Consider the following 23,947-nt stretch of genomic DNA (forward strand, 5'->3'; position numbering starts at 1 on the left):
CGAATGCGCTTGAAGGTGGAGGACGATGAGGGACGCTATGTCCGATGTTGCCGAGATCCGCGGCGCCGTTCACCTGTGCATTGACATGCAGAACATTTTCGCCCCCGATGGCCTTTGGGCGACGCCCTGGATGGAACGGGTGCTGCCGAGGGTCGTCTCGGTCGTTGCGCGCCACGCGGAGAGAACGATCTTCACGCGCTTCATCACCCCGCAGGATCCGGAGGATCGCCCGGGGCAGTGGCAGAGTTATTTCCGCCGCTGGCGCCAGGCCACGCGCAGGCATCTGCCGTCATCGGCTCTGGAGCTCGTGCCGGCCTTGGCACGTTTCGTTCCGCCGGCGGCAATGATCGACAAGCCGGCCTATTCCGCGTTCAGCAATCCCGGTCTTGCGCGCCTGCTGGTCGAGAAGAACGTCGGCACCGTCGTGATATCGGGCGCGGAGACGGACGTCTGCGTGCTCTCGACGGTCCTCAGCGCCGTCGATCTCGGCTTCAGGATCGTCCTTGTCGAGGACGCGCTGTGCAGCTCGTCCGACGTCGGCCACGACGCGCTCATGACGATGTACCGCACCCGCTTCCACGGCCAGGTCGACCTGGTGACAGCGGAAGTGCTGGCCGAGGTCTGGCGGGAGTAGGGTCCGACGTCATTGAGCCGCGCAAGGTCCTCGCGCCCTAGAGGCGGATCAAGCGACCGCGACGTCGGCCGCCACCGGTCTCGCATGCGGCGGCCGAGCATCGTCCGCGCCGGACCGCATGCTCAGGTAGGTTGGGTCGAAGCCGGCGAGCCGGACCAGGCCCGGCCAGTCCGTGATGGTCAAGGTCTTGCCCTGCCATTGCAGCAGATGGCAGCGGCGCAGCTCCTGGATGGTGCGGTTGGCATGGACCGGGGAGATGCTGCAGGCTGCGGCGAGGTCGGACTGGGTGAAGGGCGAGGACAACCTGAAATCCCGGGCGAGCCCGACGGTTTGCAGCCGCACCGTGATCTCGCAGAGCAGGTGCGCCACGCGTGTCAACGCGTCCCGGCTGCCGAGGTTCACCGTCCAGTTGCGCTGGATGGCGTGATCGGCAAGCAGCATCAACAGCAAGGCGTGCGACATTGCCGGAGATCGCACCGCGAGCTCGCGAAAGAAGCGGTGCGGCACGAGCGCGACGATTGCGGAACCGAGCGCGGTCAGGTTGCCCTCGATGCGCGGGCGATACAGGCTTTGCAGGTTGGCGATGTCGCCGGGCACGCAAATCGCGGTGATCTGGCCATCTGCGCTTTCGTCATTCTGCCAGGACAGATATCCCTGGAGCACCAGGCAGCATTGCGTTGCCTCATCACCGTGCCGCAGGATGGTCTGATGCGCGCCGAAATGCGCGATGCTGCTCGGCATGTCCGCAAGCAGATCGAGATGTTCCGGGGTCAGTTCGACGAGGCTCGTCAGGCGGTCGGCCAGCCTCGAGAAAGCAAATCCTGCCTGCATTTGATCTCCGACGGCCCCCGTCGGCCCAAGTGTGGCCGATAATGACGGCGGAAAGCATTAACGTTTGATAGGTTCGTCTGGAGTATCGGCGAGGCAGCAGGCCGCTTGCCGATACAAGATCCTCACGTTCAATTGACGTTGTCGCCGAGCATGTTGCGGACGCCTGTGGTCACGGCGGCGAGGCCGCGCGTGCCGTGCATCAGCGCGATCTCGCCCTGCTGCTCGTGGCGGATGGCATGCGCCATGATGCGCAGACGAGGGTCGCCGCGGCTGTGCCACATCTGGTCGGCCATCCTGACCGCACCGCGGTGATGCCGGCTCATCGCCTCGACGAACAGCGTGTCGAACTGGTCCGGCGGCGCGGTCTTGACCTGGCGCATCTCGGCCGGCGTCAGGAAGCCCGGCATCGCCGCCCGCTCCTCGGTGCTGCAATCGGGCATCTCCGTGTCGAACCAGCTCAGCCACCAATTCTCGAATATGCGGTTCTCTCCGGTCTGGCTCGCGACCATCAGCATTGCGAGCTTGCGCAGATGCGGATCCTGCGCGCGCTCGGCAGCCGTCCGCGCCAGCTCGATGCCCTGGGCATGATGCGTTGTCATGTGACGGATGTAGGCCTGGTCTTGATCCCTGTCGCGGCCCATCCACGGCGGCTCGTAACCATGACCGCCGAACAATGCGACCGCCCCAAGTAGCGCAATCACGGCCAGCGCGCCGGTGATCCACATATTCGTGAACCGCACGTCGCTGTCAGGCGCAGTCCCGCGCCTCCAGCGCAGGCGCGCGAACAGGGGATAGATCACGGCGGAGGAGCCATGCACCAGCAGGCCGATCCAATAGGGTTGTTGCAGCGTGAACAGCGGCTGCCAGAATGGAAACAGCGGCACCAGCACGAACCATTCCATGCCTGAAGAGAACGCGGCCCAGGGCAGCGCCAGCAGCAGGATCGTCATCGGCCGCAAGTCGGCCGTCCAGCGTCCGAGCACGCCGAAGAAAACCAACGCCCAGGAAAAATCGGCCCATTGGTGAAAGGCGATCCCGGCCAGGATCGCGCTCCAGGATGGCTCGGAGCTGATCGCCCAGTCGCGCGCAGGAATCGCGGCAACCGTCATCCAATCGACCGCCGCATCGCGGCCGATGCGGGCAGCAAAGAGCTGGCTGACGATGGTCGAAAACGTGCTGCTGATCAGGCCGAGTGCGGCCGCGGCAATCCAGCGCGAACGCCGCCGCTCGCCGGTGGTGCGCCGCGCCCCACTCGTGAGTGCTGGTCGCGGCTCCGCGTTCACGTCAGCTGCTTGAGCTTCTTCAGCGGATTGAGTTCGCTCGGCTTGTCCTGTTCGTCGCGCCCGCGCTCGGCTTGCGCCTTGCCGTCATCGTGCAGATCCTGGTCGCCGATGATCTCGCCGACGGCCTGCTTGGTCTTGCCGGCGATCCGCTGCTGCAGACCTTTGGACTTGCCCATGAGCTGCCTCCGATATGTCCTGCCGTGGCTCACGCCGCTACCCCGGCGCCTGAAGGGGGCGTGGGCGCCGGGGCTGCGGTCTTGCAAATTGCCTCCGGCGGCGGGGGGAGACGCCGGAAGCCTTGATCAGACTCTTCGCGACGCGGATGGTTCCTCCTGATATCACCGAGGCTCGAGTGCGATGATCACGCCTTCGTTGCCCCGGAGCAGGATGGACGCATCCGGCACCGGCTCGGGCGGCCGATCCAGATGCGTCGACATCAAGAGACGGCCGCGACCTTGCCAATGGAATTTCCGCGGTTCGGCCGCGAGATTGAGCGCGACCAGAATTTCGTTACGGCCTTCCGTCCGTTTGAAGGCCAGGACATCGTTCTGCGAGCGCAGCGGCTCGTAGGCGCCCCGTTGCAGGCCGGCATGCTCGCGCCGCAGCGCCATCAGCGCGCGAAACAGAGCGACGATCGAGCGCTCGTCGCGCTGCTGTGCGGCGACATTGGCCGCACCATCGGGCGGCTCGAGCGGCAGCCATGGGCGGCCCGTCGTGAAGCCGCCATCGGGGCTGTCATCCCATCGCATCGGTGCGCGTTCGGGATCGCGGCACAGGCCATAGCCGGGCACGAGCTTCTCGAAGGGATCGCGGACGCGGCCCTGCGGAATCGGCACGCGCTTGCGGCCGATCTCGTCGCCCATGAAGAAGAACGGCGTTCCCCGCAGCGTCATCAGCAGCATCGCAAGCACGCGCATCTGCGCCTCGCCGATCTTGCTCGCGATCCGCTGCTTGTCGTGGCCGCCGATGACCCAGACCGGCCAGCCATCGTCAGGGATGGCGTTGAGATAGGCGTCGACCGTGGCCTGCAGCGAGAGGGCGTCCCATTTGGAATCGAGCAGGGCGAAATTGAGCGGCAGATGCAGGCGCGGCCGGTCGTTGCCGTAGAAGTGGCCGATGCGGTCGGTCTTGCCCTGGACCTCGCCGCACAACATCCGTCCGGGATAGGCGTCGATCACCTCGCGGATGAACTCGATGCAATCCATCGTCTCGGGCCGATCGTCGGTGAACACCGTCGTGTGCCGCTGGGGCGGCGGCTTGCCCTCGGCTTGCGGATTCGCCGGATTGTCGCGCAACAGCCGGTCCTTGATCAGGACCGCACTGGCGTCGACGCGAAAGCCGTCGACGCCGCGGTCGAGCCAGAACCGCATGGAATCGGCGATCGCGGCGCGCACTTGCGGGTTGCGCCAGTTCAGGTCGGGCTGCTCCACCAGGAAGGAATGATAGTAATATTGTCGGCGCGCCTCGCACCATTCCCAGCCGCTGCCGCCGAACCGGCTCAGCCAGTTGTTGGGCGGCCCGCCGTTCTCGGCCGGATCGGCCCAGATGTACCAGTCGGCTTTCGCGCTGTTGCGCGAGCTTGCGCTCTCGACGAACCAAGCGTGATCGTTCGCGGTGTGATTGGGAACGAGGTCGAGGACGAGCCGGATGCCCGCACCGTGCAGCGCCTCGAGCAGGCGATCGAATTCCTCGAGGCTGCCGAAGGCGGGATCGATCGAACAATAGTCGGAGATGTCGTAGCCGAGGTCGCGGAAGGGGCTTTTGTAGATCGGCGTCAGCCACACCGCATCGACGCCGAGCCATTTCAAATAGTCGATGCGCGACATCAATCCGGCAAGGTCGCCCTTGCCGTCGCCGTTCGAGTCCTGAAAGGAGATCAGCGCGATCTCGTAGACGACGGCGGATTCCCACCACGCAGCTTCGTCACGGGACTCGTCGCTCATCACCTTGCTTCACCTCGTTTTGCCCAGCGTGCGCTGCGATCTGTCTCGCCGCAGTGCGGACGCTCTCGATGCCCTTGGGAAATCCGCTGCGGTTCGGATAGAGCTTGCGCCGTGCATCGCGCGGCGGGCGGCGTGGCCTGGTGTCCTGCGCGGCGCGGTAGTCGAGCACGGCGATGCCGCCGACCATCAGCAATGCGAGCGCGACATTGCCCTTCTTGGGATTGTCCGCCGTCAGCCCGGACAGCAGCGCGGCGGCATCGAGGCCGTCGCCGCCGACGCGAGCCCACAGGCCGGCGTTTTTCTCGACCGACAGCGTCATGATCCCGGCCATGATTTCGCGCACGCCGAAGGCGCGGACGAGGGTCTCATGGCCTTCCATGCCCAGCGTGTGCGTGACGCGCCGCGGCGCGAACAATTCGACGACGCCGAGACCGATGCTGAACCAGCCGAGCGCGCGCGCGAGCTGGTCCGCCGGCTGCTTCAGGCTCGGTCCGCCCTCGAGGATCTTGGGGTCGCCCTTGGTGCGAACGATGTTGGAGAAGTGAAACATGGCTGGTTCCTTCAGGGCTTCAGCACGACCTTGACGCAGGAATCGCGCTTGTCGCGAAACACCTGGTACATCTCCGGTCCCTGGGCGAGCGGGACGGTGTGGGTGATGACGAAGGACGGGTCGATCTCGCCTTCTTCGATGCGGCGGAGCAGGTCATCGGTCCAGCGGTTGACGTGGGTTTGGCCGGTCCGCATCGTCAGGCCCTTGTTCATGAAGGCGCCCATCGGGAGCATGTCGGACAGGCCGCTGTATACGCCCGGCACCGAGATGATGCCGCCGGGGCGGCAGACATAGATCATCTCGCGCAGCACGTGGGGCCGGTCGCTCTCGGCCATCACCATCTGCTTGGCGCGGTCGAGCAGAGTGTCGGGCAGCGATGGCATCACATGAGATTCCATGCCGACGCAATCGATGCATTTTTCCGGGCCCTTGCCGTCGGTCAGCTCCTGGAGCCGCTCCACCACGCTCTCGGTCTCGAAGTTGATCGTGGTGGCGCCGCCGGCCTCGGCCATGCTGAGCCGCTCGGGCAGGCAGTCGATCGCGATCACCTGGTTGGCGCCGAGCAGGATGGCGCTGCGGATCGCCATCTGCCCGACCGGGCCACAGCCCCAGATCGCGACCGTATCGGTCGGCTCGATGTCGCATTGCGCGGCGGCCTGCCAGCCGGTCGGGAAGATGTCGCTGAGGAACAGCAATTGCTCGTCGGGAATGCCCGGGGGGACCTTGATGTGGGTGGCATCGGCAAAGGGCACGCGGAGATATTCGGCCTGGCCGCCGGGATAGCCCCCGGTCAGATGGGTGTAGCCGAACAGGCCCGCCGTCGTGTGTCCGAACACCTTGTCGGCCAGGTGACGCTTGCGGTTGGTGGTCTCGCAAACCGAGAAATTGCCGCGCTTGCACTGGTCGCATTCGCCGCAAATGATCGTGAACGGCACGACGATGCGGTCGCCCTTCTTCAGTTTGCCGTCGACGCCCGAGCCGACCTCGACCACTTCGCCCATGGTCTCGTGGCCCATGATGTCGCCGGGCAGCATGCCCGGGATGAAATTGTGAAAGAGGTGCAGGTCGGAGCCGCAGATGGCGCAGCTCGTCACCTTGATGATGGCATCACGCGGATCCTGGATCTCCGGGTCGGTGACGGTGTCGCACCGGATGTCCTCCTTGCCGTGCCAGACCAGCGCCTTCATCGTCCGTCCTCCCGGTTGAGCCACGTGCCATCTAAGTCCAGGCACGAACGATGGTTGCTATCGCCGCGCGCAAATTCTTCGCACTGCGCAAATAGGAACGAGGGAGCAGGGCGGCGATTGAGCGTGATCACCTCATTCCAAGGATGTGCGCATGCCCGCCAATCAACTCGCCGTCGTCACAGGAGCCTCCACCGGTATCGGCCTGGAACTCGCTAGGTGCTGTGCGCAGGCAGGCTTCAACCTCGTAATCGCGGCCGACGAGTCCCAGATCGAGCAGGTGGCCGTCGATCTCCGGCGGCTCGGCGGCAGCGTCGAGCCGGTCGAGACTGATCTTGCGACCACCGAGGGCGTCGACAAGCTGTGCGCTGCGGTCGGCGACCGGCCGATCGATGCGCTGCTGGCCAATGCCGGAATCGGCCTCGGCAAGGCGTTCCTGGATCAGGACTTTGCCAGGGTGAAACACCTCATCGACACCAACATCACCGGCACGCTGTATCTGATCCACCGCGTCGGCAATGAGATGCTTCGCCGCAATGCCGGCCGCATCCTCATCACCGGCTCGATCGCCGGCTTCATGCCGGGCAGTTTCCAGGCCGCCTACAACGCCAGCAAGGCGTTCCTCGATTCATTCTCATTTGCGCTGCGCGAGGAGCTGCGCGACAGCGGCGTCACCGTGACCTGCCTGATGCCGGGGGCGACCGAGACCGAGTTCTTCCGCCGCGCCGACATGATGGACACCAAGGTCGGCACCGACAAGAAGGACGGCGCCTACGATGTTGCCAAGGCCGGCTTCGATGCGATGCTGCGCGGTGAGGCCGATATCGTCACCGGGCTGAAGAACAAGATCCAGACCACGGTCGCGAACGTCACGCCGAACGAGATGCTGGCCAAGCAGCACCGCAAGATGGCGGAGCCCGGTACTGCAAGGTCTTAGAGCGACGCGCGTGCAATGTGGCGGCGCGCACGAACCGTTTTGCGAAGAGAAAAGAGAAAGAAGACCCCGATTCACATAGCCTAATGCGCCGCGGCCCTCAAACCGTCAAATTGTACGGGCTGAACCAAGAGGGGGGCTGCTCTGGCGATGGATCGCATCGAACAGGCCTTTATCGCGACTGCCGTTACGGGTTTTCTCGTGATGATGGTTGCGATCGTCTGGATGATGATGAGCTGAAGGTGGGGAGCTTGCCGTCTTGCGCATCGCGCTACCTTACGCCGCAGTTATCCTGTGCCTGGCGGTGACCGCGTGGCTTGCTTTCGCGCATCTATTTTGATCGTCCCCGGCTGCGAGCTTTCAACCGCTTTTGCTAGACCGGCTGTTCGGCGATGAGTCCGGTGAGCTTCCGTGCCATCGCCGCAAGATCGATCGGCTTTTCCAGGAGCGGCACGTCCTGAAATTCCGGACTGAGCGTGATCTTGTCGTATCCGGTGGTGAAAAGGAAGGGCACGTTACGCGCTCTCAGCTCGCGGGCGATCGGAAAGATCATCTCGCTGCGGATGTTCACGTCGAGCACGGCGGCGTCCAGGACGCTGCCGTCGTGCAGGATCTTGAGCGCGTCTTCGAGATCGCCGACAGGACCGGCGATCTCGGCGCCCAGCGCGCGGAATGTCTCGCCGATGTCATCGGCGAGAAAATACTCGTCCTCGACCACGAAGATGCGGCGCCCCTTGAGCTCTGCGCGCTGATGCGACGATGTCTCCACGCTGTCTCGGCCTCCCAACGCATAGGAACATAAGCCGGCGATCCGCCTTGGTGCAAACTGCAAACGATGCAATTGGAGGCGGGTTCCATGGGCAACCGCGACATCATTGTCATCGGGGGCTCGGCCGGGGCAACCGCTCCATTGAAGCAGATCCTGAGCCGTCTGCCGGCGGATCTGCCGGCCGCCGTCTTCATCGTGCTGCACATCCCGGCCCAGGGCATCGGCATCCTTTCCACGGTCGCCAGCAGTGCCGGCCCGCTCCCCGTCCGGCAGGCCGAAGACGGTATGAAGATCGAGCCCGGTCAGATCTACCTGGGTGCTCCGGACCATCATCTTCTCGTCACGGAGGACCGCATCTTCCTCGGCCGCGGCCCGCGGGAGAACATGGTGCGGCCGGCGATCGATGCGTTGTTCCGCTCGGCCGCGCTCTATCACGGGCCGCGCGTCATCGGCGTGCTCCTGAGCGGCCTGTTGTCGGACGGCGCGGCCGGCCTCAACGCCATCAAACGCTGCGGCGGGATGGCCGTGGTGCAAGACCCCGCGGACGCGATCTCGGACGAGATGCCGCAGCGCGCCATGGAGGCGACCACGGTCGATCTCTGCGTTCCCGGCGCCACCATGGGCGACGTGCTCTCCGAGCTCGTCAGGGAGCAGGCCGGCGCCGCGCTGCCGATTCCGCCCGAGATCAGGCTCGAGGTCGAGATCGCGGCTGGTGAGCGGATCGGAAGCGACAATCTCGCCTCTATGGCTGACCCTGTCGCCCTGACCTGTCCAACCTGCGGCGGGGTGCTCTCGGAGGTCAAGAGCGCCCGCCCGATGCGCTTCCGCTGCCAGGTCGGCCACGGCTTCACCGCCGATGCGCTCGCCAAGGAGCAGGAGGGGCGCGTCGACGAAGCCTTGCGCGTGGCATTGCGGATTATCGAGGAGCGGGCGGAGCTGGTGCATCGCATGGCCGCCGACGGCCGCCGCACCGGCCGGGCTGCCGTTGCCGAGATGTACGAGGCCAGGGCGCTCGAATACCGCGAATATGCCGACATGATCCGGCGCGTCGTGCTAAAGTCGCTCGACCCTCCTGTGGGCAAACGGGAGGCGTGAAGGCGTCGCCATGGCCATCTCCCTTGCCGAACGCACCGCACAGCTCGATGCCGAGCAACGCCTGCTGGTGAAGGCGGAACAGGACATCGAGGAGGGCTGGAAGCGCATCCGCAATCAAGAAGATTGCGTGCGTGAACTCATGGCGAGCGGACACGACACGCGTCAGGCGGAGCGGCTGGTCAGCCTGCTCAAGCAGACCCTGGTCGAATGGGAGCGCCACCGCGTCCTGATCGAGCAGCGGGTCGAGTATCTCCGGCAGGAGGTCGCGGCTGGGTAGTTGGCGGGGGGGGGCCGCACGGCAGCTCTCCTGAACTCCGCGCTGAGCTCGAACATGGCATCGAGCTGCCGCTCCGCGTACCGGCGCCAACGCTCGTTCTCGGCCAGCAGGCGGTGAGCGTCCGCCGTTGCGCGCTCGGCGCGCCTGATCAGAACGGCGAGTTCCTCGGAGATCGGCATCGCTGGTTCCTCCGCCGCCGGCCAAGTATGGACCTGGTGGCCGAGGCTGACAACGCTGAAGGCCTCGGGGACATTTTTGCGTTTGATCTGTTGGGATAATATTGATTTCTGCTATTTGCAGGAGCCGGGCGCCTGTTGGTCCCGGCGAGCAAACGAGAGCCACCAGAGCCATGCACGACGTCGGCGACCAGCCGGTCCAAGGAGAGCGCCAGATCAAAACTCCGCTGGTCATAGGGGTGGGCGCCTCGCCTGGTGCACTGGACAGCATCGAGCGCTTCTTTGCCAAGCTGACCGTAGGCGCCGATCAGGCCATCGTGCTGGCGCTTCAGCATCATGAGACTTACGACGAGCAGCGGCTGCGCGGAATCGTGCAGGCGTCCAATGGCGGCAAGGTCGCCGATATCGGTGATGACCACGCGATCGAAGGCGGCATGATCTATCTGTGCCCGCCGGCGATGATCACCACGATCCAGAACAATCGGTTCGCGATCCGCAAGGCCGAGCAGGCGCCCGGCGAGCGCGCCACGATCGACAGCTTCCTGGTCTCGTTGGCCGAGGAGCGCGCCGAGCAATCCATCGGCGTCATTCTTGCCGGCACCGGCGGTGACGGCACGCTCGGCACGGCGACACTGAAGGATCACGGCGGCCTCGCCATTGCCGAAAAGCTAGCGAGCGAGGATGAGGCTGAGCAACTGCGCAACGGCAACACGCCCGCCGCCATCGCCGACTATGTGCTGCCGCCCGAGGACATCCCCGAGCACATCCAAGTCTATGCCCGTCATCTCAGGCGTCTGGAGGAGAAGCAGGGCTTCGACGAGGTCCTCGCCGCGGCCGCCAGTTCGCTGTCGCGCATCGCCGACATCCTGCGAAACAAGACCGGCAACGATTTCCACGGCTACAAGCAGAACACGTTCCTGCGCCGTGTGCAGCGGCGCATGCAGGTGGTCCGGATCGACGACATTGCCGCCTATGTGGATTTCCTTCGCAACGACAAGGACGAGGCCCAGTATCTCTTCAACGACCTCCTGATCGGCGTCACCGAATTCTTCCGCGACAAGCGCGAGTTCGAGGTGCTGGAGATGCAGATCATCCCGAAGATTTTCGAGGGCAAGGGCGCAGGCCAGCAGATCCGGGTTTGGGTGCTCGGCTGCGCCACCGGCGAGGAGGCCTATTCGATCGGCATTCTCCTGCGCGAGCACATGGCACGGATGGATTCCGTGCCGCAGGTGCAGATCTTCGCCACCGACATCGATGGTCGGGCGCTGGCGACCGCCCGCGTCGGCCGCTATCGCACCAATATCGAGACGGACATGACCAGCGAGCGGCTGGCGCGCTGGTTCGTGCGCGAGGGCGATACCTATTGCGTGGTGAAGGAGCTGCGCGAGATGTGCATCTTCTCGCAGCACAACGTCATCAAGGATGCGCCGTTCTCGAAGCTCGACCTCGTCTCCTGCCGCAATCTGCTGATCTATCTCAACGCCGAGCTGCAGAACCGGGTGATTCCGCTGTTCCATTTCGCGCTGCTGCCGGAGCGGTATCTGTTCCTCGGCAATTCCGAGAACGTGACCCGGCATCCGAAGCTGTTCGCGCCGGTCGACCGCCGCGCCCGGATCTTCAAGAAGCTCGAGACCGGGACGCGGCTGCCGCCGGAATTTCCGATCACGACCGCGGCGGGCAGGGTGCCGGTCGAGGTGCCGGCGATGCGCTCGTTCGGCCCCGACGTGGGCCTGGAGCGGCGCGCGCAGCGCATCGCGGAGCGCTATGCCCCGGCCTATGTCATCACCGACGAGAATTTCCAGGTTCTACATTTCTCCGGGCGCACCGGCCGCTACATCGAGCCGACGGCGGGCGCCGCCACGCTCGACCTGCTGCAGCTCGTGCACCGCGATCTGCGGCTGGAATTGCGCACCGCGCTCAGCCGCGCCTCCGATAGCAACGAGCCGGTTCATGCCGATCAGGTGCAGCTTGGCGCCAACGGTCACCGCGTCCTCGTCGACATCACGGTCGAGCCGATCCAGGAGGGCGCCGGCGGCCACCGCAATTTCGTCGTCCTGTTCAAGGACGGCCCTGCGCGAACCATCAAATCCGACCAGGCCAATCCCAACGTGCTGGTGCGCACCGAGCACGTCGAGCGCCTCGAGAATGATCTGCGCGCCACGCGCGAGCGCCTCCAGGCGACCATCGAGGAGCTCGAGAGCACCAACGAGGAGCTGAAATCGTCGAACGAGGAATATCAATCGCTGAACGAGGAGCTGCAGTCGGCCAACGAGGAGCTCGAGACCTCGCGCGAGGAGCTGCAGTCGGTCAACGAGGAGCTGACCACCGTCAACGGTGAGCTGGCACACCGCGTTCAGGAGCTGACGCGTGCCACCAGCGACCTCAAGAATTTCCTCGAAAGCACGCAGATCGCCACGGTCTTCCTCGACAACGATCTGCGCGTGATGAACTTCACGCCCGCCATCACCCAGCTGCTGCATCTGGTCGAGACCGATACGGGCCGGCCGATCAGCCATATCAAGGCGCGCATTCCGATCGAGGAGCTTTACGACGACATCCGCCGCGTTCTGCGCACGCTCGCCAGCGTCGAGCGCGAGCTGAGCGCGCCGGACAGCGGCACGCGTTACATCGTGCGCATCCTGCCATATCGCAGCGTCGACAATTTCATCGCCGGTGTCGTCATCACCTTCATCGACGTGACCGCCATCACCCGTGCCGAGGAGCGGCAGCGCCTGCTGCTCGCCGAGCTCCAGCACCGGGTTCGCAACACCCTCGGCGTGGTGCGCTCGATTGCCCGCCGCTCGGCGGAAACGAGCTCGACCGTGGAGGAATACGCCTCCCATCTCGACGGCCGTCTCAACGCCTTCGCCCGTACCCAGGCGCTGGTGACGCGCGATCCCGAAGGCGGCGTCGATCTCGAATATCTCGTGGTCGAGGAGCTGCTCGCCTATAATGCCAGGGAAGGCGAGCAGATGCGGGTCTCGGGCCCCAACATCCGCTTCCAGCCCAAGGCTGCCGAAACCTTCGCACTCGCCATTCACGAGCTCGCGACCAATGCGCTCAAATACGGCGCCTTGAGTCAGCCGAGCGGGCGCATCGAGGTGACCTGGCGCGTCGATGAGAGCACCGATCCGGCGGAGCTGGTGTTCGAGTGGCGCGAGCGCGGCGGGCCGCGCGTGACGGCAAGGCCGCGAAAGGGATTCGGAACCGAGCTTCTGGAGCGCACGCTGGCGTTCGAGCTGAAGGGGCAGACCACGATGACATTCAACCCGGCCGGGTTGCAATGCACCATCACCATCCCCCTGACCAAGCGTGCCTTCCACACACCGGTGGTGGCCGCCTGATGCCGTTGTCGACAGCCGATCGCAGCGTCCTGGAGCCGGTCGTTCGCCGGCTGAATGCGTTGCGGCGGTTGTCGAACGAGGCTCGCGCGTCGCTGGAATACGCCATGCTCGAGGGTCTTCAACGTGCCGGATCCGGCGAGGATCTGATCACCGAGGGTGATCGCGTCGATGGTGTCCGCGTCCTGTTGTCGGGCTGGCTCGGCCGCTACAAGACGCTGGAGGACGGCAGGCGCCAGATCGTCAATTTCATCTTCCCGGGCGAAAGCTGCGATGCGCACGCTTACCTGCTTTCGGAGATGGACCATTCGATCGTGGCGCTGACGCCCGTGGTCTATGCCGAGATCAAGCGCGCGCGATTCGAAGGTCTCCTCGCCAACAACCCCACGCTGTCGGAAGCCTTCTGGTGCGAGACGTTGCTCAACAGCGCGATCCAGCGAGAATGGGCGATCAATCTCGGCCGCCGGGTCGCGCTGGAGCGCGTGGCGCATCTGTTCTGCGAAATCGTCGAGCGGCTGCGCCCGGTGGGAATGGTCGACGGCAATTCCTGCCTCATGCCCGTGACGCAAACGGATCTCGCCGATGCCACCGGACTTTCCGTCGTTCACCTCAATCGGACGCTCCAGGAGCTGCGCGCGGCGGGGCTGATCGTGCTGCGCGAGCGGACGCTGACCATCCCGGACCTCGATGCGCTCAAGAACGCGGCGCTGTATTCGCCGAGCTATCTGCGGCTCTACCGCGAGACTGAAGCTATCAGGTGACGCCGTTCCGCCGCGGCGCGGGCTGGTTTTGCCCGTGACGCGCGGTCAGCGCGGGAATGGTCGCGATCATGCGGGTGTATGCCGCTGCCGGTCCTGCGCATCATCATCGTTCTCACTTGGAAACGGCTCGTGAGTTTGCCGGCCGAGAAACGTATCCGGGAGGGGTAGCTCCAGCGCTGCTCGTGCCTCGCGGATCGTCTTGCGAACCTCCTCGACGTGCTTCTCGTCCGACTGCAACGGATGGTGAATCTGCTTGTTCATCAAGCGCTCCCTAATCAGCAGGCGGGAGCACCATCGGTCTCTCAGCCACCAGCGCCTACGGGCAGAGCCTCAACCGGTGATAATGTCACCGTACACCCGCTGTGTCGTTTCAGCTAAGGAATTCGGCGATCTGCTCGTTAAAACCCCTTCCGGGCCACGGGTGGGCGGTTGAGAGCGTTCCGGCGCGGTTGTGATCGCTTGATCCAGGTTAATCGGCGACGCTTTTTGAGCCGTTGGCACGATTTGAGTAACTTATGCAAGTGCGCGCTTGCGAGCTCTGTTGCATGATGCCTGATGCCAGAGACCCTGTTTGCCCGCGCCACGCGCGCTATCGAAGAGAGCCGAGCCCTCCGGGAGCAGCACAGACAAGTCGCGGGACGCTACGGCGACGCCGTGAACGATTTGCGCCTCGCCATCATGGACAGCGCCATGCTTCGCTCCGAGATCAGGGCGCGCCGCGACAACGAGGAATCGTAACTGCGGTCTTTTCGCCGAAACAGGCAACCGTTCCGTCTCCGGAACGTTAGATCATTGGCCAGGCTGTGCAGCCTGCAAACCACCATCACGTCGGAACGCAACGGCGCGCTCGACCTCATGCACCAGGAGGACGCCTGATGAGGACGCGACATCGGTTCAAGCAAGTCGACACTCTGGAAGCGCGGCTCGCCGCCGAGGCGGAGCGGCTGCGCGAACAGGCCAGCTTGCTTCCGCCCGGCGCGGCGCGCGACGAGATCTTGCGCAAGGCGCGTCAGGCGGAAACGGGGTCTCAGATGAGCGAGTGGCTGCGGTCGCCGGGCCTGCAGCCGCCAAGCTAGCCCGGCGCGATGCGAGTCGTCAGCGCCGCTTCGCGGCCTTGCTTCGCCGATTGTACGGGGAGCGGTTGACCGGCCGCAGCGAAATTCCTTCGCGTTGCGCCTTGCTGCGAATGGCCGTGACGGGGCGCTGCAGCTTGATGCTCATCACGCCGGTCGGCGTGTTGCCTTTCGCAAGCTGCTTCAGCTTGTTCACATCCGCCGCTGTCCACGGCTCGCGCGCGCGGCGCTTGTAGGCGGGATTTGCCTTGCGCGGTCCTTTGCGGCCGATCGGCGACCCCGGGCGTTTCAATGCTGCTTTTGCCATGATGATCCTCCTTCAGGTCGTCCTTGAACATACGAATCAGCATTTCGGTTCCGGCGCAGTCCGGATCGATCGGTCCTGCGGTTGTGATTTGCGCAAAATCGCGCAGCGTTAACTTATTGAAATGCCGGAACCGGCTGTTGCGACGGAAGCTACAGTCGTTGCCGGGCCGAGCCGCCTCGACCGGCAAGCGACTTGAGTGACAAGAGAGCCTGGGCCCCGGCGCCCGATCCCCCGCCGGGGCCGATTTCCTTTCAACCGAATTGTCCACGAAAGTTCAAAAGTACAAATGACCGCCAAACGTAACCGCAGGAAACAGACCCAAACGCTTCAGGAGCGGCTAGCCGCCTTTGCCGAAAGCGCCCGCGAGCGGGCACGCGACCTGCCGCCGGGCAGGGAACGCGAGATGCTGCTGCGTCGCGCCAAGCAGAACGAAGTGACCTCGAACCTCACGGATTGGCTCAGCGCACCCGTCGCTCCAAGGCGAGGACACCTATAGTGGCAAGTATCAAGCACTACCGCGCGTTCCAGATCGATCCGGACGGGCACGTGTTCGGGTGCATCAACCTCGTCTGCGACGACGACGAGCAGGCCAAGCGCGAAGCCGCCTCGCTCGTCCTGGTGCATCGCATCGAGCTGTGGCGGCTCGATCAACGGATCGCCAAATTCGATGCGCCGCAGGAGCTTGTTCGTCAGTAGGGCTTGGGAACCGCGCGCTGGGCGCCGGGTTGGGTCGGAGGGATTCGACTTCGCCAGGAGCCAGCATGACGGACGCCGACATTCGCAAGGGGATGCCGCCCGTCAAGCTGCCGCGTGAGGAGTTCGAGCGGCGCTACAAGCGTCAGTTCGTCGATCCCGCCTTTGCTCCGCTTGGGCGCGAGCTCGATGCCATCATCGCTGCGGCCTGGGACGCCTACAGCCATTCGCGCAAGGCACCGTTGACGCGGAAGGCCGGCGCAGGCTTTTCCGACCGGAACTACGATCTTGCCGTCGACTGGCTCGATGCGCGCTCAAAAATCCTGGAGGCGCAGCGTCGCCACGACGATGCCGACGAGACGCCGCGCATCCTGATCATCAACGGCTCGGCCCGCAGCGAGCACACCTGTCCCGGCGAGATGTCCAAGACCTGGCGGCTGGTCAAGCTGGCCGAGCCCGTCTTCATCGAGATGGGATTTGCCGTCGACATCCTCGATCTGTCGCGCCTCGCTTCGGAATTCGGCAAAACCATTCATCCCTGCAAGTCCTGCGTCGGCACCGCCATGCCGCTGTGCCACTGGCCGTGCAGCTGCTATCCGAACTACTCGCTGGGCCAGACCCACGACTGGATGAACGAGATCTATCCGCTCTGGGTTGCCGCCCACGGCATTCTGATCGTGGCGCCCGTGAACTGGTATCACGTGCCCGCCGGTCTCAAGGCGATGATGGACCGCATGGTCTGCGCCGACGGCGGCAATCCCGATCCGACCTCGACCCACGGCAAGAACGCCGCGGAAGCCAAGGCGATCGAGCTGAAGGGCTGGCCCTATCCGCGCCATCTCGCCGGCCGCCATTTCGGCCTCGTCGTTCACGGCGATGCGGTCGGCGCCGAGGGCGTGCGCCGGGCCTTGTCCGACTGGCTGACCGACATGCAGCTGATCTCGGCAGGGCGCTACGCCGAGCTCGACGGTTATGTCGGCTACGACGAGCCATACGCCACATCCCATCGCGAGCTCGACGAGGACCGCGAATTCCAGCAGGAAGTGCAGAATGCGGCGCGCGCGCTCGGCAATGCCGTCCGGCTCGCGCGAAGCGGGCGCCTCGATGAGCCCGGCGCCGGTCTTGCGGACCCGAACCCCAAATGACTGGCGCGCCACCCCTTGAATGCCTGATCGTCGGAGGCGGGCCGGCGGGACTGATGGCCGCGATCTATCTAGCGCGCTTCCGCCGCCGCGTCTGCGTCGTGGACGCCGGCGCGAGCCGGGCGGCCCTGATCCCGCGCAGCCACAATGTCCCCGGCTTCGTCCACGGCCTGTCCGGCGCGGAACTGATCGAGCGGATGTCGGCCCAGCTGAACGAGCTCGCCGTCACACGCGTGGAGGCCGAGGTCACGGCGTTGCAGCGTCACGAACACGGTTTTGAAGCGAGCTGGAATGGCCGCGGGCATGCGGCCGCCACAGTCATTCTCGCCTGCGGGATCGTCGATACCCATCCGCCGTTCGCGGAGTGGCGCGCGGCGGTCGCGGACGGACTCCTGCGCTACTGCCCGATCTGCGACGCCTTCGAGGCCACCGGCCGCCGCATTGGCGTCGTCGGGCCGCTGGATCGTGCCGCCGCAAAGGCGCTCTTTCTGCGTGGCTATGCGCGCGACGTGACGCTGCTTGCGACCGGCGCGGACGACGCGAAGGCCGCAACGTCGGAGCTGTCCGAGGCGGGCGTCGGAATCGTGTTCGCGCCCGAGCTGCGCCTGGCGCGGCGAGGCGGCGGCGTTGAAGCGGATTTCGCCGACGGACGTACCGCGCAATTCGACATCGTCTATCCTGCGATGGGCGCGGAGGTCCGCTCCCAGCTCGCGATGGCGCTGGGCGCCGACCACACTGCGGACGGTCATTTGAAGGTCGACGATCACCAGCGCACGTCGATCGCCAGGCTCTACGGAATCGGCGACGTCGTCACCGACCTGCACCAGATCTCGGTCGCGTTCGGCCACGCGGCCATCGCGGCCTGCACGATCCACAACAGCCTGCCGCCGCGATTTGCGTGATGGGACGGCGGTGAGCCTCACAATCGACTGGAACCGGGAACGAAGCGCGTTGCCCCGCTTTGGTCGAGCGGAGCGGGGCGCGCAACTGGAGACAACCGATGGCTCAATCCGAAGACATGACCCGCTGCACCGCGCTTTGCATGAGCTGCTACCAGACATGTCTCGGCACGGCGATGAACCATTGCCTCGAGACCGGCGGCAAGCATGTTGAGCCGAAACATTTCCGTCTGATGATGGCCTGCGCCGAGATCTGCCGGACCGCCGCGCACTTCATGCTGATCAACACGCCGCATCATAAGCACACCTGCGGTGAGTGCGCCGAAATCTGCACCGAATGTGCCGAGGATTGCGCCCGGATCGGCGGCATGGACGAATGCGTCGCGACGTGCCGCTCCTGCGCCCAATCCTGCCGCGCGATGGCGGCTTGAGGAGGTGCCCATGCTGGAAGAGAAACTCAAGGAAGCGATCGTCGGCGAATTGCAGCGTCAGGCCGCCGACCGGCCGCAATCGCTGAAGGTGCAGGGCGCGGGAGACGCAGCGGCCTCGGAGGAGCTGACCGTCAACGGCAAGATCGACCTCGGCGCGCTTGTCATGGTGATCGCAGGATCGGTCGCCGGCGGGCCTTGAGCTCGATCGTCGACCGGCGGCCTCAGCCATACTCCTCGCCGATGCCGTATTCCCGGTAGATCTGCAGCGGGTCGAGCTCGGGAAACAGACGGCATTTGGCCTGCGCAAGATGCAGGCTCACCGCAGCCGGCTCCTTGCCGTTCGCGAGCAGCTTGCGGATGTCCTCCATATGCGCGTTCGGCTGGTGCTTCGGTTCGAGCTGCTCCAGCGCGACCAGGGCGGTCGCGAGTGCCTCGGTCAGAACCCAGTCGTCGTGGCCCGTGATTCCCTTCTTCGACATCGGAAGAACCCCACATCTGGTGGCGGTCACAGTTTACCGCGCCTTCGGCCAAATCGCCATTGAGCCGTTGCGGGCCGTTCGCGCGCGAGGCCATGGGCCATGCACCGGCTTGCCTTATGGCCGCGTCAGGCTAAAAGGCGGCTAGTTGCGGGGGCGGCAGTATCTTTGTTGAAGCAAACTTGGGGTAGACGGGCCGTATCCAGGCTCGCCGTTCCGGTCTGGGTCCCGATCCCGCACTTCGCAGCACCATAGGGTTGCGACCCCCTCAAGGTTTCGAGCCAGCATGGTTTTTCTCAGTTTCGTCTACCGCTTCCTCACCAATTTCGCCTTCATGGCGGTGGTCTATTTCAGCTTGAACTTCATGGAAAAGTATCCGAACCGGGCGATCCTGGCGATCCTGGTGCTGGTCTATGCCGCCATGCGCGCGGCCTCGACGCTGCGGGCGTTCTACTTCTTCCAGAAGATCGAGAAGCTGGAGGCCGAGACCAAGCGCCTTCAGGCTCCGATCAACGACGGTTCGGGCAGCACCACCGCGCGCAAGCAGGTGATCACCGACGTCGCGCGGCTGCGGCGGGACGGCGAGCTCAAGTCCTACATGGACCTGTTCTTCCTGGCGCTGATCGTGCTGCTCTGCGTCGCCGCCATCATGCGGCAATAGCAGCTAAAGCATGATCCGGAAAAGTGCGAAGCGGTTTTCCGAAAAGATCATGCATAAACAACAACCTAAAGCGCGATGATGATTCATCCTAATCTCATCGCGCTTTAGGCGCGCTTTTTCAGGCTGGCGACGCGGGTCGGACGGGGCGGCACGCCCTTGGAGGCCGCGCCATTGGCCGCGGCGCTCTTCGCTGCGGTACTCTTGGGTACGATGTCGACGGGCTGCGCGGCGTGATCCGCTGCAGCCGGCGCCGCCTGGGCGGTACGCCGCCCATGCAGCTTGGCCGTCTTGCCCTTCGCGCCTCTGCCCTGTGCTGCCTTGTCCTTGGCCGGATGTGGCCTCTCGGCCGCCATGGCGAGCCGGGTCGCGGCGCGCCGCGATGAGGTCGTCGACATCAGCACCTCGACCGAGCCTTCCGGAATCGCGAACAGATCGCGACCCGGGACGGGCAGGGTGGATGCGAGGTCGATCTGGCCCTTGCTCCGGCGCGGCAGCAGCGATTGATGTTCGGCCTGCGCATTGAGGTCCGCGAGCGCGGGCGCCGGCAGCGTCCTGGTCTGCGTGAACACGAAATGCGGCACGCGCGGCCAGCGCGCGATCGGCGTCGTCTCGGTTGGCGGATGCAGCAGCCATTCGACCGGCGTGGTCGGCGTCGCCGGCCGCTCGGCCGTGGCGGGCACCACATGCACGATGCGATAGCCGCGCGCCTTGAGGTCGCGGATGATCTTGGGCAGTGCCGCCACCGTGCGGGCCTGAATGTCGTGCAGCAGCAGGATGCCCTTGCCCTTGGCCTCCAGCCGCTGGATCGCGAGCTGGTAGACGCGGTCGGACGAGACGTGCCGCCAATCGTCGGCCGGGAAGTCGGCGCTCCAGACCTGGAGGCCGCGCGAGATCAGATGGTTCTCGATGCCCTCGGCGCGCATCAGCCCGGGAATGCGGAAGAACGGGGCGAGCTGCGACGGATCGGTCATCGCGGCTGCGGTCCATTCGATGCCGCCATTGATCTCCGCCTCGGCCTTCTCGATCGGCATCCGGTCGAAGGTCAGCGGATGGTCCATGCTGTGCGTGCCGACGGTATGGCCCGCCGCGACCAGCTTGCGCACGCCTTCCGGATTGGCCTTGGCCTGGTTGCCGACGATGAAGAAGGTCGCCTTGATGCATTCGTCGGCCAGGATCTTGAGCACCTGGTTGGAATATTTCGGGATCGGACCGTCGTCGAAGGTCAGGACGACCTCATGGTCCTTCAGCGGCAGCGTCTCGCGGTACTGCATGGTGCCGATCAGCGGATGTTCGCGCGGATCGACAACGAGGGTGCGGGAGGTGCCGAGGGCGTCGGGGTGGCCGGGACACTCGGCTGCGAGCGCGGCCGGCGAACCGGCGGTGAGCATTCCCAGACAGAGGACGATCCACGATCGCGTCCGCAAAACAACGCTACTTCCGATCATGAACCTCGTCTGCCCCCATGCAATTTGGCGCCCTAGATAGGTCGGAGATGGCTCAAAACGGTTCAGCCGCAGCCGCTCTCATCTTCACGGGGTAGCATGAACAGAGTGTTAATTGGCCCCAAATCACCCCATTTTGCCCGGGCGTGACATTCCGGCATCAGCGCGTATCGGCGCTCTTCTGTGATGTGCCCGCCGGGACGATGTGGACCACCCGATAGTCGTTCTCCCTCAGATACCGTAGAAACGCCGGCATCATTGCGGCCGTGCGCGCCTTGTTGTCGTGGAAGAGGATGATGCCCTTTCCGCTCGCGGCGAGACGCTCGGTGACGAGCTTCAATTGCTGCTCCGGCGTCAACTCCTCCCAGTCGCTGGCCCATAAATCGGCCCCGAACACAATGATGCCGCGCGACTGGAGCAGGTCGAGCTGCGCTTGGGTCGACTCGAAATAGGGAAAGCGGAAGAACGGCGTCGAGGGTGTCGTCGTCGAGACTCCGTGTAGCGCCATTTCGTCTGCGGCAATGCCCCGATCGATGTCGGCCATGGCCTTCTCGAACGGAATGCGCCCCATGAACGGATGCGAGTAGGAGTGATGCCCGACGGTGTGGCCCTCGCGGGCGATGCGCTTGACCATGTCCGGGTGCTCGGAGGCGTGCTGGCCGATCAGGAAAAAGGTCGCGCGCACGCATTCCTGTGCCAGCGCCGCCAGCACTTTCGACGTCGTCGGCGGGTTCGGCCCGTCGTCGAAGGTCAGCACGACCTCGCGATCGGCCAGCGGCAGCGTCTGCGGAAAGCTCTTCAGGCCCACGCGCGGATAGGTCTTGGGATCGACGCTGAAGACGCGCGAGGTGCCGAGCGCGTCCTTGCGCGGGCACTCGGCGGCCTCCGTCTCGGCGGCGCCGATGACGGTCGCGGCATTGCCGATGACGGTTGCGACAAGCGCGCCCGCCATGGTCGAGGTCCACCTTAGTCGCAGCATCTTTGCCATTGCGCTCGGCTTTGCCTTGTGGGTATTGCCTGAAGCCTCAGCTCACACCACCGGTTCCAACCTGTCAAACGGCGAGGCGCGCCATGGATGAACATCTGGACGTTGCCCCATCGGCTGCGGATTCGGTACTCGACCACGTGCCGATGCGCAATGAAGACGGCGATATCAGGCACGAATTCGTCGAGGAGGTCGCCCGTGCGATCGAGGCCGGGGACAGCGCGGCGCTGCGTGCCTGCGTCGCGGAGCTGCACGAGGCCGATCTCGGCGATCTGATCGGCGCCCTCGAGCCCGACGACCGCGTCCGCCTGGTCGAGCTCACCGGCCGCGATTTCGATTTCTCGGCGCTGAACGAGGTCGATGAGACCGTCCGCGAGGAGATCCTCGAGGAGCTGCCGCCGGAGACGGTCGCCGAGGGCGTCCGCGAGCTCGAATCCGACGATGCGGTCGAGCTCTTGGAAACCCTCGGTGCCGAGGAGCAGGAAGAGATTCTGGAGAAGCTGCCGCTCAAGGAGCGCGTCGCGCTCGAGCGCAGCCTGCTGTACCCGGAGAACTCCGCCGGCCGCCGCATGCAGACCGAGTTCATCGCCGTGCCCCAGGATTTCACGGTCGGCCAGGCGATCGACTACATGCGCGAGACGCCGGATCTGCCCGACCGCTTCTACGAGATCTACGTCGTCGACAAGGAACAGCACTGGCAGGGCGCGGTGCCGCTCGACGTGCTCCTGCGCACGCGCCGGCCGGTGGCGCTGACCGAGCTCACCGACGAGGACCGCCGCCGCGTCTCCGTCCTGGAGGACCAGGAAGAGGTGGCGCGCATGTTCGGCAAATACAATCTCGTCGCCGCGCCCGTGCTCGACACCCAGGATCGCCTCGTCGGCGTCATCACCGTCGACGACGTCGTCGACGTCATCGAGGAGGAGGCGGACGAGGACCTCAAGGCGCTCGGCGGTGTCACCAGCGACGAAGAGCTGTCGGACACGTTCCTCACCATCGCCCGCGGCCGCTTCAACTGGCTGCTGGTGAACCTCGCCACCGCGTTCCTGGCGTCCTCCGTGCTCGGCCTGTTCGAGGGCCAGCTGGAGAAGATGGTCGCGCTCGCGGTGCTGGCGCCGATCGTGGCGAGCCAGGGCGGCAATGCCGCGACCCAGACCATGACGGTGGCGGTGCGGGCGCTGGCGACGCGCGAGCTCGGTTCCTCCAACGCCTGGCGCGTGGTGATGCGCGAGGCCCTGGTGGGCCTCGTCAACGGCCTCGCCTTCGCCGTGATCACCGGCATCGCCGCGGTGGCCTGGTTCAAGATCCCGGGCCTCGGCATCGTCATCGGGCTCGCCATCGTCTGCAACCTCGTAGCCGGCGCGCTCGGCGGCATCCTGATCCCGATGGCGCTGGATCGCGTGCGGGCCGACCCGGCGGTGGCGTCGGGCACGTTCGTGACCACCGTGACCGACGTCGTCGGCTTCTTCTCCTTCCTCGGGATTGCGACGCTCTGGTTCGGGTTGAAGTAGGTCTCACTCCATCGTCATTCCGGGGCGCGCCACTTGGCGCGAACCCGGAATCCATTTGTCCGCGTCGACGCTGCACAATGGATTCCGGGCTCGCGCTTCGCGCGCCCCGGAATGACGACAACCGTCTTTAATCCGACTTTAAGCGACCTGCCGCATCATCGCCTTTGCTTGGGGGAATGGGCATGCGGTTGCGGCTGAAGGCGGACGGACGGATCGTCGAATTGCGGAATGGGCAGGAATTTCCGGTCCAGCCGCTTTCGGTTCAGCCGACGGCCAATGCGGCGCCGTCTGACACCGGCCCACTCGCGGTGCGCGATCTGCGCCGGCGCGCCTGCCTGACCCAGATGGAGTTCGCCGCCAGGCTCGGCGTACCCGTCGAGACCATCCGCAACTGGGAGCAGGGCAAACGCGCCCCGCGCGGCCCGGCCCGCGCACTGCTCACGGTGATCGCGCATGCCCCCGACACGGTGTTCCAGGCGCTCGCCAAGACCTGACGCCAAGGCCTGACGCCAAAGGCCTGACGCCAAGACCTGACGCACAACCTCCCGTTAG

General features: G+C 65.2%; 29 protein-coding genes. 17 read left to right on the forward strand and 12 right to left on the reverse strand.

Translation table 11 applies throughout. From position 1 onward, the window contains the following. Positions 1 to 25 precede the first annotated feature (25 nt). A complete protein-coding gene (locus I6F33_RS26620) occupies positions 26 to 634 on the forward strand; it encodes a cysteine hydrolase family protein (protein ID WP_225144596.1) in 609 nt (202 codons plus the stop codon). Between the two features lie 48 nt (positions 635 to 682). On the opposite strand, the gene I6F33_RS26625 is transcribed toward I6F33_RS26620, so the two are convergent. The 6 genes from I6F33_RS26625 to I6F33_RS26650 form a co-directional block, all read right to left on the reverse strand. Continuing rightward, entirely contained in the window at positions 683 to 1,465 is a 783-nt protein-coding gene (locus I6F33_RS26625; protein WP_036013671.1) for a Crp/Fnr family transcriptional regulator, read from the reverse strand. A gap of 128 nt (positions 1,466 to 1,593) precedes the next feature. Then, a complete protein-coding gene (locus tag I6F33_RS26630; protein ID WP_225144597.1) occupies positions 1,594 to 2,748 on the reverse strand; it encodes a DUF305 domain-containing protein in 1,155 nt (384 codons plus the stop codon). Further along, entirely contained in the window at positions 2,745 to 2,924 is a 180-nt protein-coding gene (locus I6F33_RS26635) for a hypothetical protein (RefSeq protein WP_036045790.1), read from the reverse strand. The genes I6F33_RS26630 and I6F33_RS26635 overlap by 4 nt, the downstream gene beginning before the upstream one ends. Before the next feature lie 162 nt (positions 2,925 to 3,086). After that, positions 3,087 to 4,691: an alpha-amylase family glycosyl hydrolase gene (locus tag I6F33_RS26640; RefSeq protein ID WP_225144598.1), complete on the reverse strand. Its 1,605-nt coding sequence runs from the start codon at positions 4,689 to 4,691 to the stop codon at positions 3,087 to 3,089. After that, on the reverse strand, positions 4,672 to 5,241 hold the full coding sequence (locus I6F33_RS26645; RefSeq protein ID WP_036013700.1) for a hypothetical protein: 570 nt from the start codon (positions 5,239 to 5,241) through the stop codon (positions 4,672 to 4,674). Before I6F33_RS26645 ends, I6F33_RS26640 begins: the two co-directional genes overlap by 20 nt. An 11-nt stretch (positions 5,242 to 5,252) precedes the next feature. Then, entirely contained in the window at positions 5,253 to 6,428 is a 1,176-nt protein-coding gene (locus I6F33_RS26650; RefSeq protein ID WP_036013702.1) for a zinc-dependent alcohol dehydrogenase, read from the reverse strand. 151 nt (positions 6,429 to 6,579) lie between these two features. Between I6F33_RS26650 and I6F33_RS26655 the strand changes: the two genes are divergently transcribed. Beyond that, positions 6,580 to 7,362 (forward strand): SDR family oxidoreductase, encoded by a 783-nt coding sequence (locus I6F33_RS26655; protein WP_036013704.1) that lies wholly within the window; start codon positions 6,580 to 6,582, stop codon positions 7,360 to 7,362. 370 nt (positions 7,363 to 7,732) lie between these two features. Here I6F33_RS26655 and I6F33_RS26660 read toward each other — a convergent pair whose 3' ends face one another. After that, the gene (locus tag I6F33_RS26660; RefSeq protein WP_225144656.1) at positions 7,733 to 8,077 is read right to left on the reverse strand and encodes a response regulator; all 345 of its coding nucleotides are present in this window, start codon (positions 8,075 to 8,077) and stop codon (positions 7,733 to 7,735) included. A 138-nt stretch (positions 8,078 to 8,215) separates the two neighbouring features. On the opposite strand from I6F33_RS26660, the gene I6F33_RS26665 reads away from it, so the two are divergent. The 4 genes from I6F33_RS26665 (at position 8,216) to I6F33_RS26680 (ending at position 13,778) form a co-directional block, all read left to right on the forward strand. Next, the gene (locus I6F33_RS26665; protein ID WP_225144599.1) at positions 8,216 to 9,223 is read left to right on the forward strand and encodes a chemotaxis protein CheB; all 1,008 of its coding nucleotides are present in this window, start codon (positions 8,216 to 8,218) and stop codon (positions 9,221 to 9,223) included. Positions 9,224 to 9,233: 10 nt separating this feature from the next. After that, positions 9,234 to 9,500 carry a hypothetical protein gene (locus I6F33_RS26670; RefSeq protein WP_225130082.1) on the forward strand — a complete coding sequence of 89 codons (267 nt, stop codon included), beginning with the start codon at positions 9,234 to 9,236 and terminating at the stop codon, positions 9,498 to 9,500. Between the two features lie 349 nt (positions 9,501 to 9,849). Continuing rightward, on the forward strand, positions 9,850 to 13,020 hold the full coding sequence (locus tag I6F33_RS26675) for a CheR family methyltransferase (RefSeq protein ID WP_225144600.1): 3,171 nt from the start codon (positions 9,850 to 9,852) through the stop codon (positions 13,018 to 13,020). Then, the gene (locus I6F33_RS26680; protein WP_225144601.1) at positions 13,020 to 13,778 is read left to right on the forward strand and encodes a Crp/Fnr family transcriptional regulator; all 759 of its coding nucleotides are present in this window, start codon (positions 13,020 to 13,022) and stop codon (positions 13,776 to 13,778) included. The genes I6F33_RS26675 and I6F33_RS26680 overlap by 1 nt, the downstream gene beginning before the upstream one ends. A gap of 66 nt (positions 13,779 to 13,844) precedes the next feature. Here I6F33_RS26680 and I6F33_RS26685 read toward each other — a convergent pair whose 3' ends face one another. Further along, on the reverse strand, positions 13,845 to 14,039 hold the full coding sequence (locus I6F33_RS26685; protein WP_225144602.1) for a hypothetical protein: 195 nt from the start codon (positions 14,037 to 14,039) through the stop codon (positions 13,845 to 13,847). Between the two features lie 294 nt (positions 14,040 to 14,333). On the opposite strand from I6F33_RS26685, the gene I6F33_RS26690 reads away from it, so the two are divergent. Next, the gene (locus I6F33_RS26690; RefSeq protein WP_036013722.1) at positions 14,334 to 14,516 is read left to right on the forward strand and encodes a hypothetical protein; all 183 of its coding nucleotides are present in this window, start codon (positions 14,334 to 14,336) and stop codon (positions 14,514 to 14,516) included. Between the two features lie 137 nt (positions 14,517 to 14,653). After that, a complete protein-coding gene (locus tag I6F33_RS26695; protein ID WP_225144603.1) occupies positions 14,654 to 14,854 on the forward strand; it encodes a hypothetical protein in 201 nt (66 codons plus the stop codon). A 19-nt stretch (positions 14,855 to 14,873) separates the two neighbouring features. Here the strand turns inward: I6F33_RS26695 and I6F33_RS26700 are convergent, their stop codons facing one another. Next, positions 14,874 to 15,158, reverse strand: a complete 285-nt coding sequence (locus I6F33_RS26700; protein ID WP_225130075.1) for a hypothetical protein — start codon at positions 15,156 to 15,158, stop codon at positions 14,874 to 14,876. Positions 15,159 to 15,444: 286 nt separating this feature from the next. On the opposite strand from I6F33_RS26700, the gene I6F33_RS26705 reads away from it, so the two are divergent. From I6F33_RS26705 to I6F33_RS26730, 6 genes are all read left to right on the forward strand, one after another. After that, a complete protein-coding gene (locus I6F33_RS26705) occupies positions 15,445 to 15,654 on the forward strand; it encodes a hypothetical protein (RefSeq protein WP_225144604.1) in 210 nt (69 codons plus the stop codon). Next, positions 15,654 to 15,854, forward strand: coding sequence for a hypothetical protein (locus I6F33_RS26710; RefSeq protein ID WP_036013732.1), 201 nt, complete (start codon positions 15,654 to 15,656; stop codon positions 15,852 to 15,854). The genes I6F33_RS26705 and I6F33_RS26710 overlap by 1 nt, the downstream gene beginning before the upstream one ends. 65 nt (positions 15,855 to 15,919) lie before the next feature. Beyond that, positions 15,920 to 16,996 carry a flavodoxin family protein gene (locus I6F33_RS26715; protein WP_225144605.1) on the forward strand — a complete coding sequence of 359 codons (1,077 nt, stop codon included), beginning with the start codon at positions 15,920 to 15,922 and terminating at the stop codon, positions 16,994 to 16,996. Beyond that, a complete protein-coding gene (locus tag I6F33_RS26720; RefSeq protein ID WP_036013737.1) occupies positions 16,993 to 17,895 on the forward strand; it encodes an NAD(P)/FAD-dependent oxidoreductase in 903 nt (300 codons plus the stop codon). The genes I6F33_RS26715 and I6F33_RS26720 overlap by 4 nt, the downstream gene beginning before the upstream one ends. Before the next feature lie 98 nt (positions 17,896 to 17,993). Further along, positions 17,994 to 18,323 carry a four-helix bundle copper-binding protein gene (locus I6F33_RS26725; protein WP_225144606.1) on the forward strand — a complete coding sequence of 110 codons (330 nt, stop codon included), beginning with the start codon at positions 17,994 to 17,996 and terminating at the stop codon, positions 18,321 to 18,323. Between the two features lie 10 nt (positions 18,324 to 18,333). Then, positions 18,334 to 18,522 carry a hypothetical protein gene (locus tag I6F33_RS26730; protein WP_036013742.1) on the forward strand — a complete coding sequence of 63 codons (189 nt, stop codon included), beginning with the start codon at positions 18,334 to 18,336 and terminating at the stop codon, positions 18,520 to 18,522. Positions 18,523 to 18,544: 22 nt separating this feature from the next. Here the strand turns inward: I6F33_RS26730 and I6F33_RS26735 are convergent, their stop codons facing one another. After that, the gene (locus I6F33_RS26735; protein ID WP_036013744.1) at positions 18,545 to 18,802 is read right to left on the reverse strand and encodes a hypothetical protein; all 258 of its coding nucleotides are present in this window, start codon (positions 18,800 to 18,802) and stop codon (positions 18,545 to 18,547) included. Between the two features lie 283 nt (positions 18,803 to 19,085). Here I6F33_RS26735 and I6F33_RS26740 point away from each other — a divergent pair, with 283 nt between their 5' ends. After that, complete coding sequence (locus I6F33_RS26740) at positions 19,086 to 19,460, forward strand: hypothetical protein (protein WP_036013747.1); 375 nt, start codon at positions 19,086 to 19,088, stop codon at positions 19,458 to 19,460. Between the two features lie 104 nt (positions 19,461 to 19,564). On the opposite strand, the gene I6F33_RS26745 is transcribed toward I6F33_RS26740, so the two are convergent. Continuing rightward, on the reverse strand, positions 19,565 to 20,905 hold the full coding sequence (locus I6F33_RS26745) for a polysaccharide deacetylase family protein (RefSeq protein ID WP_225144607.1): 1,341 nt from the start codon (positions 20,903 to 20,905) through the stop codon (positions 19,565 to 19,567). 157 nt (positions 20,906 to 21,062) lie between these two features. Further along, the gene (locus I6F33_RS26750; protein WP_081494628.1) at positions 21,063 to 21,890 is read right to left on the reverse strand and encodes a polysaccharide deacetylase family protein; all 828 of its coding nucleotides are present in this window, start codon (positions 21,888 to 21,890) and stop codon (positions 21,063 to 21,065) included. A gap of 83 nt (positions 21,891 to 21,973) precedes the next feature. Here I6F33_RS26750 and mgtE point away from each other — a divergent pair, with 83 nt between their 5' ends. Next, positions 21,974 to 23,395, forward strand: coding sequence for a magnesium transporter (gene mgtE / locus I6F33_RS26755; RefSeq protein WP_036025625.1), 1,422 nt, complete (start codon positions 21,974 to 21,976; stop codon positions 23,393 to 23,395). 176 nt (positions 23,396 to 23,571) lie between these two features. Further along, positions 23,572 to 23,889: a DNA-binding transcriptional regulator gene (locus I6F33_RS26760; RefSeq protein WP_036013755.1), complete on the forward strand. Its 318-nt coding sequence runs from the start codon at positions 23,572 to 23,574 to the stop codon at positions 23,887 to 23,889. The last annotated feature ends 58 nt before the right edge of the window (positions 23,890 to 23,947 follow it).

This window comes from Bradyrhizobium sp. BRP20 (assembly GCF_020194215.1).
Lineage (GTDB): Bacteria > Pseudomonadota > Alphaproteobacteria > Rhizobiales > Xanthobacteraceae > Bradyrhizobium > Bradyrhizobium yuanmingense.

What these genes read in the sequence shown, in the direction of transcription:
- I6F33_RS26650 (WP_036013702.1), bottom strand. Translation starts at nt 6,428, where the DNA reads ATGAAGGCGCTGGTCTGGCACGGCAAGGAGGACATCCGGTGCGACACC.
- I6F33_RS26620 (WP_225144596.1), top strand. Translation starts at nt 26, where the DNA reads ATGAGGGACGCTATGTCCGATGTTGCCGAGATCCGCGGCGCCGTTCAC.
- I6F33_RS26655 (WP_036013704.1), top strand. Translation starts at nt 6,580, where the DNA reads ATGCCCGCCAATCAACTCGCCGTCGTCACAGGAGCCTCCACCGGTATC.
- I6F33_RS26670 (WP_225130082.1), top strand. Translation starts at nt 9,234, where the DNA reads ATGGCCATCTCCCTTGCCGAACGCACCGCACAGCTCGATGCCGAGCAA.
- I6F33_RS26715 (WP_225144605.1), top strand. Translation starts at nt 15,920, where the DNA reads ATGACGGACGCCGACATTCGCAAGGGGATGCCGCCCGTCAAGCTGCCG.
- I6F33_RS26690 (WP_036013722.1), top strand. Translation starts at nt 14,334, where the DNA reads ATGCCAGAGACCCTGTTTGCCCGCGCCACGCGCGCTATCGAAGAGAGC.
- I6F33_RS26725 (WP_225144606.1), top strand. Translation starts at nt 17,994, where the DNA reads ATGGCTCAATCCGAAGACATGACCCGCTGCACCGCGCTTTGCATGAGC.
- I6F33_RS26695 (WP_225144603.1), top strand. Translation starts at nt 14,654, where the DNA reads ATGAGGACGCGACATCGGTTCAAGCAAGTCGACACTCTGGAAGCGCGG.
- I6F33_RS26730 (WP_036013742.1), top strand. Translation starts at nt 18,334, where the DNA reads ATGCTGGAAGAGAAACTCAAGGAAGCGATCGTCGGCGAATTGCAGCGT.
- I6F33_RS26760 (WP_036013755.1), top strand. Translation starts at nt 23,572, where the DNA reads ATGGGCATGCGGTTGCGGCTGAAGGCGGACGGACGGATCGTCGAATTG.
- I6F33_RS26750 (WP_081494628.1), bottom strand. Translation starts at nt 21,890, where the DNA reads ATGGCAAAGATGCTGCGACTAAGGTGGACCTCGACCATGGCGGGCGCG.
- I6F33_RS26625 (WP_036013671.1), bottom strand. Translation starts at nt 1,465, where the DNA reads ATGCAGGCAGGATTTGCTTTCTCGAGGCTGGCCGACCGCCTGACGAGC.
- I6F33_RS26675 (WP_225144600.1), top strand. Translation starts at nt 9,850, where the DNA reads ATGCACGACGTCGGCGACCAGCCGGTCCAAGGAGAGCGCCAGATCAAA.
- I6F33_RS26635 (WP_036045790.1), bottom strand. Translation starts at nt 2,924, where the DNA reads ATGGGCAAGTCCAAAGGTCTGCAGCAGCGGATCGCCGGCAAGACCAAG.
- I6F33_RS26740 (WP_036013747.1), top strand. Translation starts at nt 19,086, where the DNA reads ATGGTTTTTCTCAGTTTCGTCTACCGCTTCCTCACCAATTTCGCCTTC.
- I6F33_RS26645 (WP_036013700.1), bottom strand. Translation starts at nt 5,241, where the DNA reads ATGTTTCACTTCTCCAACATCGTTCGCACCAAGGGCGACCCCAAGATC.
- I6F33_RS26685 (WP_225144602.1), bottom strand. Translation starts at nt 14,039, where the DNA reads ATGAACAAGCAGATTCACCATCCGTTGCAGTCGGACGAGAAGCACGTC.
- I6F33_RS26665 (WP_225144599.1), top strand. Translation starts at nt 8,216, where the DNA reads ATGGGCAACCGCGACATCATTGTCATCGGGGGCTCGGCCGGGGCAACC.
- mgtE (WP_036025625.1), top strand. Translation starts at nt 21,974, where the DNA reads ATGGATGAACATCTGGACGTTGCCCCATCGGCTGCGGATTCGGTACTC.
- I6F33_RS26745 (WP_225144607.1), bottom strand. Translation starts at nt 20,905, where the DNA reads ATGATCGGAAGTAGCGTTGTTTTGCGGACGCGATCGTGGATCGTCCTC.
- I6F33_RS26735 (WP_036013744.1), bottom strand. Translation starts at nt 18,802, where the DNA reads ATGTCGAAGAAGGGAATCACGGGCCACGACGACTGGGTTCTGACCGAG.
- I6F33_RS26705 (WP_225144604.1), top strand. Translation starts at nt 15,445, where the DNA reads ATGACCGCCAAACGTAACCGCAGGAAACAGACCCAAACGCTTCAGGAG.
- I6F33_RS26700 (WP_225130075.1), bottom strand. Translation starts at nt 15,158, where the DNA reads ATGGCAAAAGCAGCATTGAAACGCCCGGGGTCGCCGATCGGCCGCAAA.
- I6F33_RS26640 (WP_225144598.1), bottom strand. Translation starts at nt 4,691, where the DNA reads ATGAGCGACGAGTCCCGTGACGAAGCTGCGTGGTGGGAATCCGCCGTC.
- I6F33_RS26720 (WP_036013737.1), top strand. Translation starts at nt 16,993, where the DNA reads ATGACTGGCGCGCCACCCCTTGAATGCCTGATCGTCGGAGGCGGGCCG.
- I6F33_RS26680 (WP_225144601.1), top strand. Translation starts at nt 13,020, where the DNA reads ATGCCGTTGTCGACAGCCGATCGCAGCGTCCTGGAGCCGGTCGTTCGC.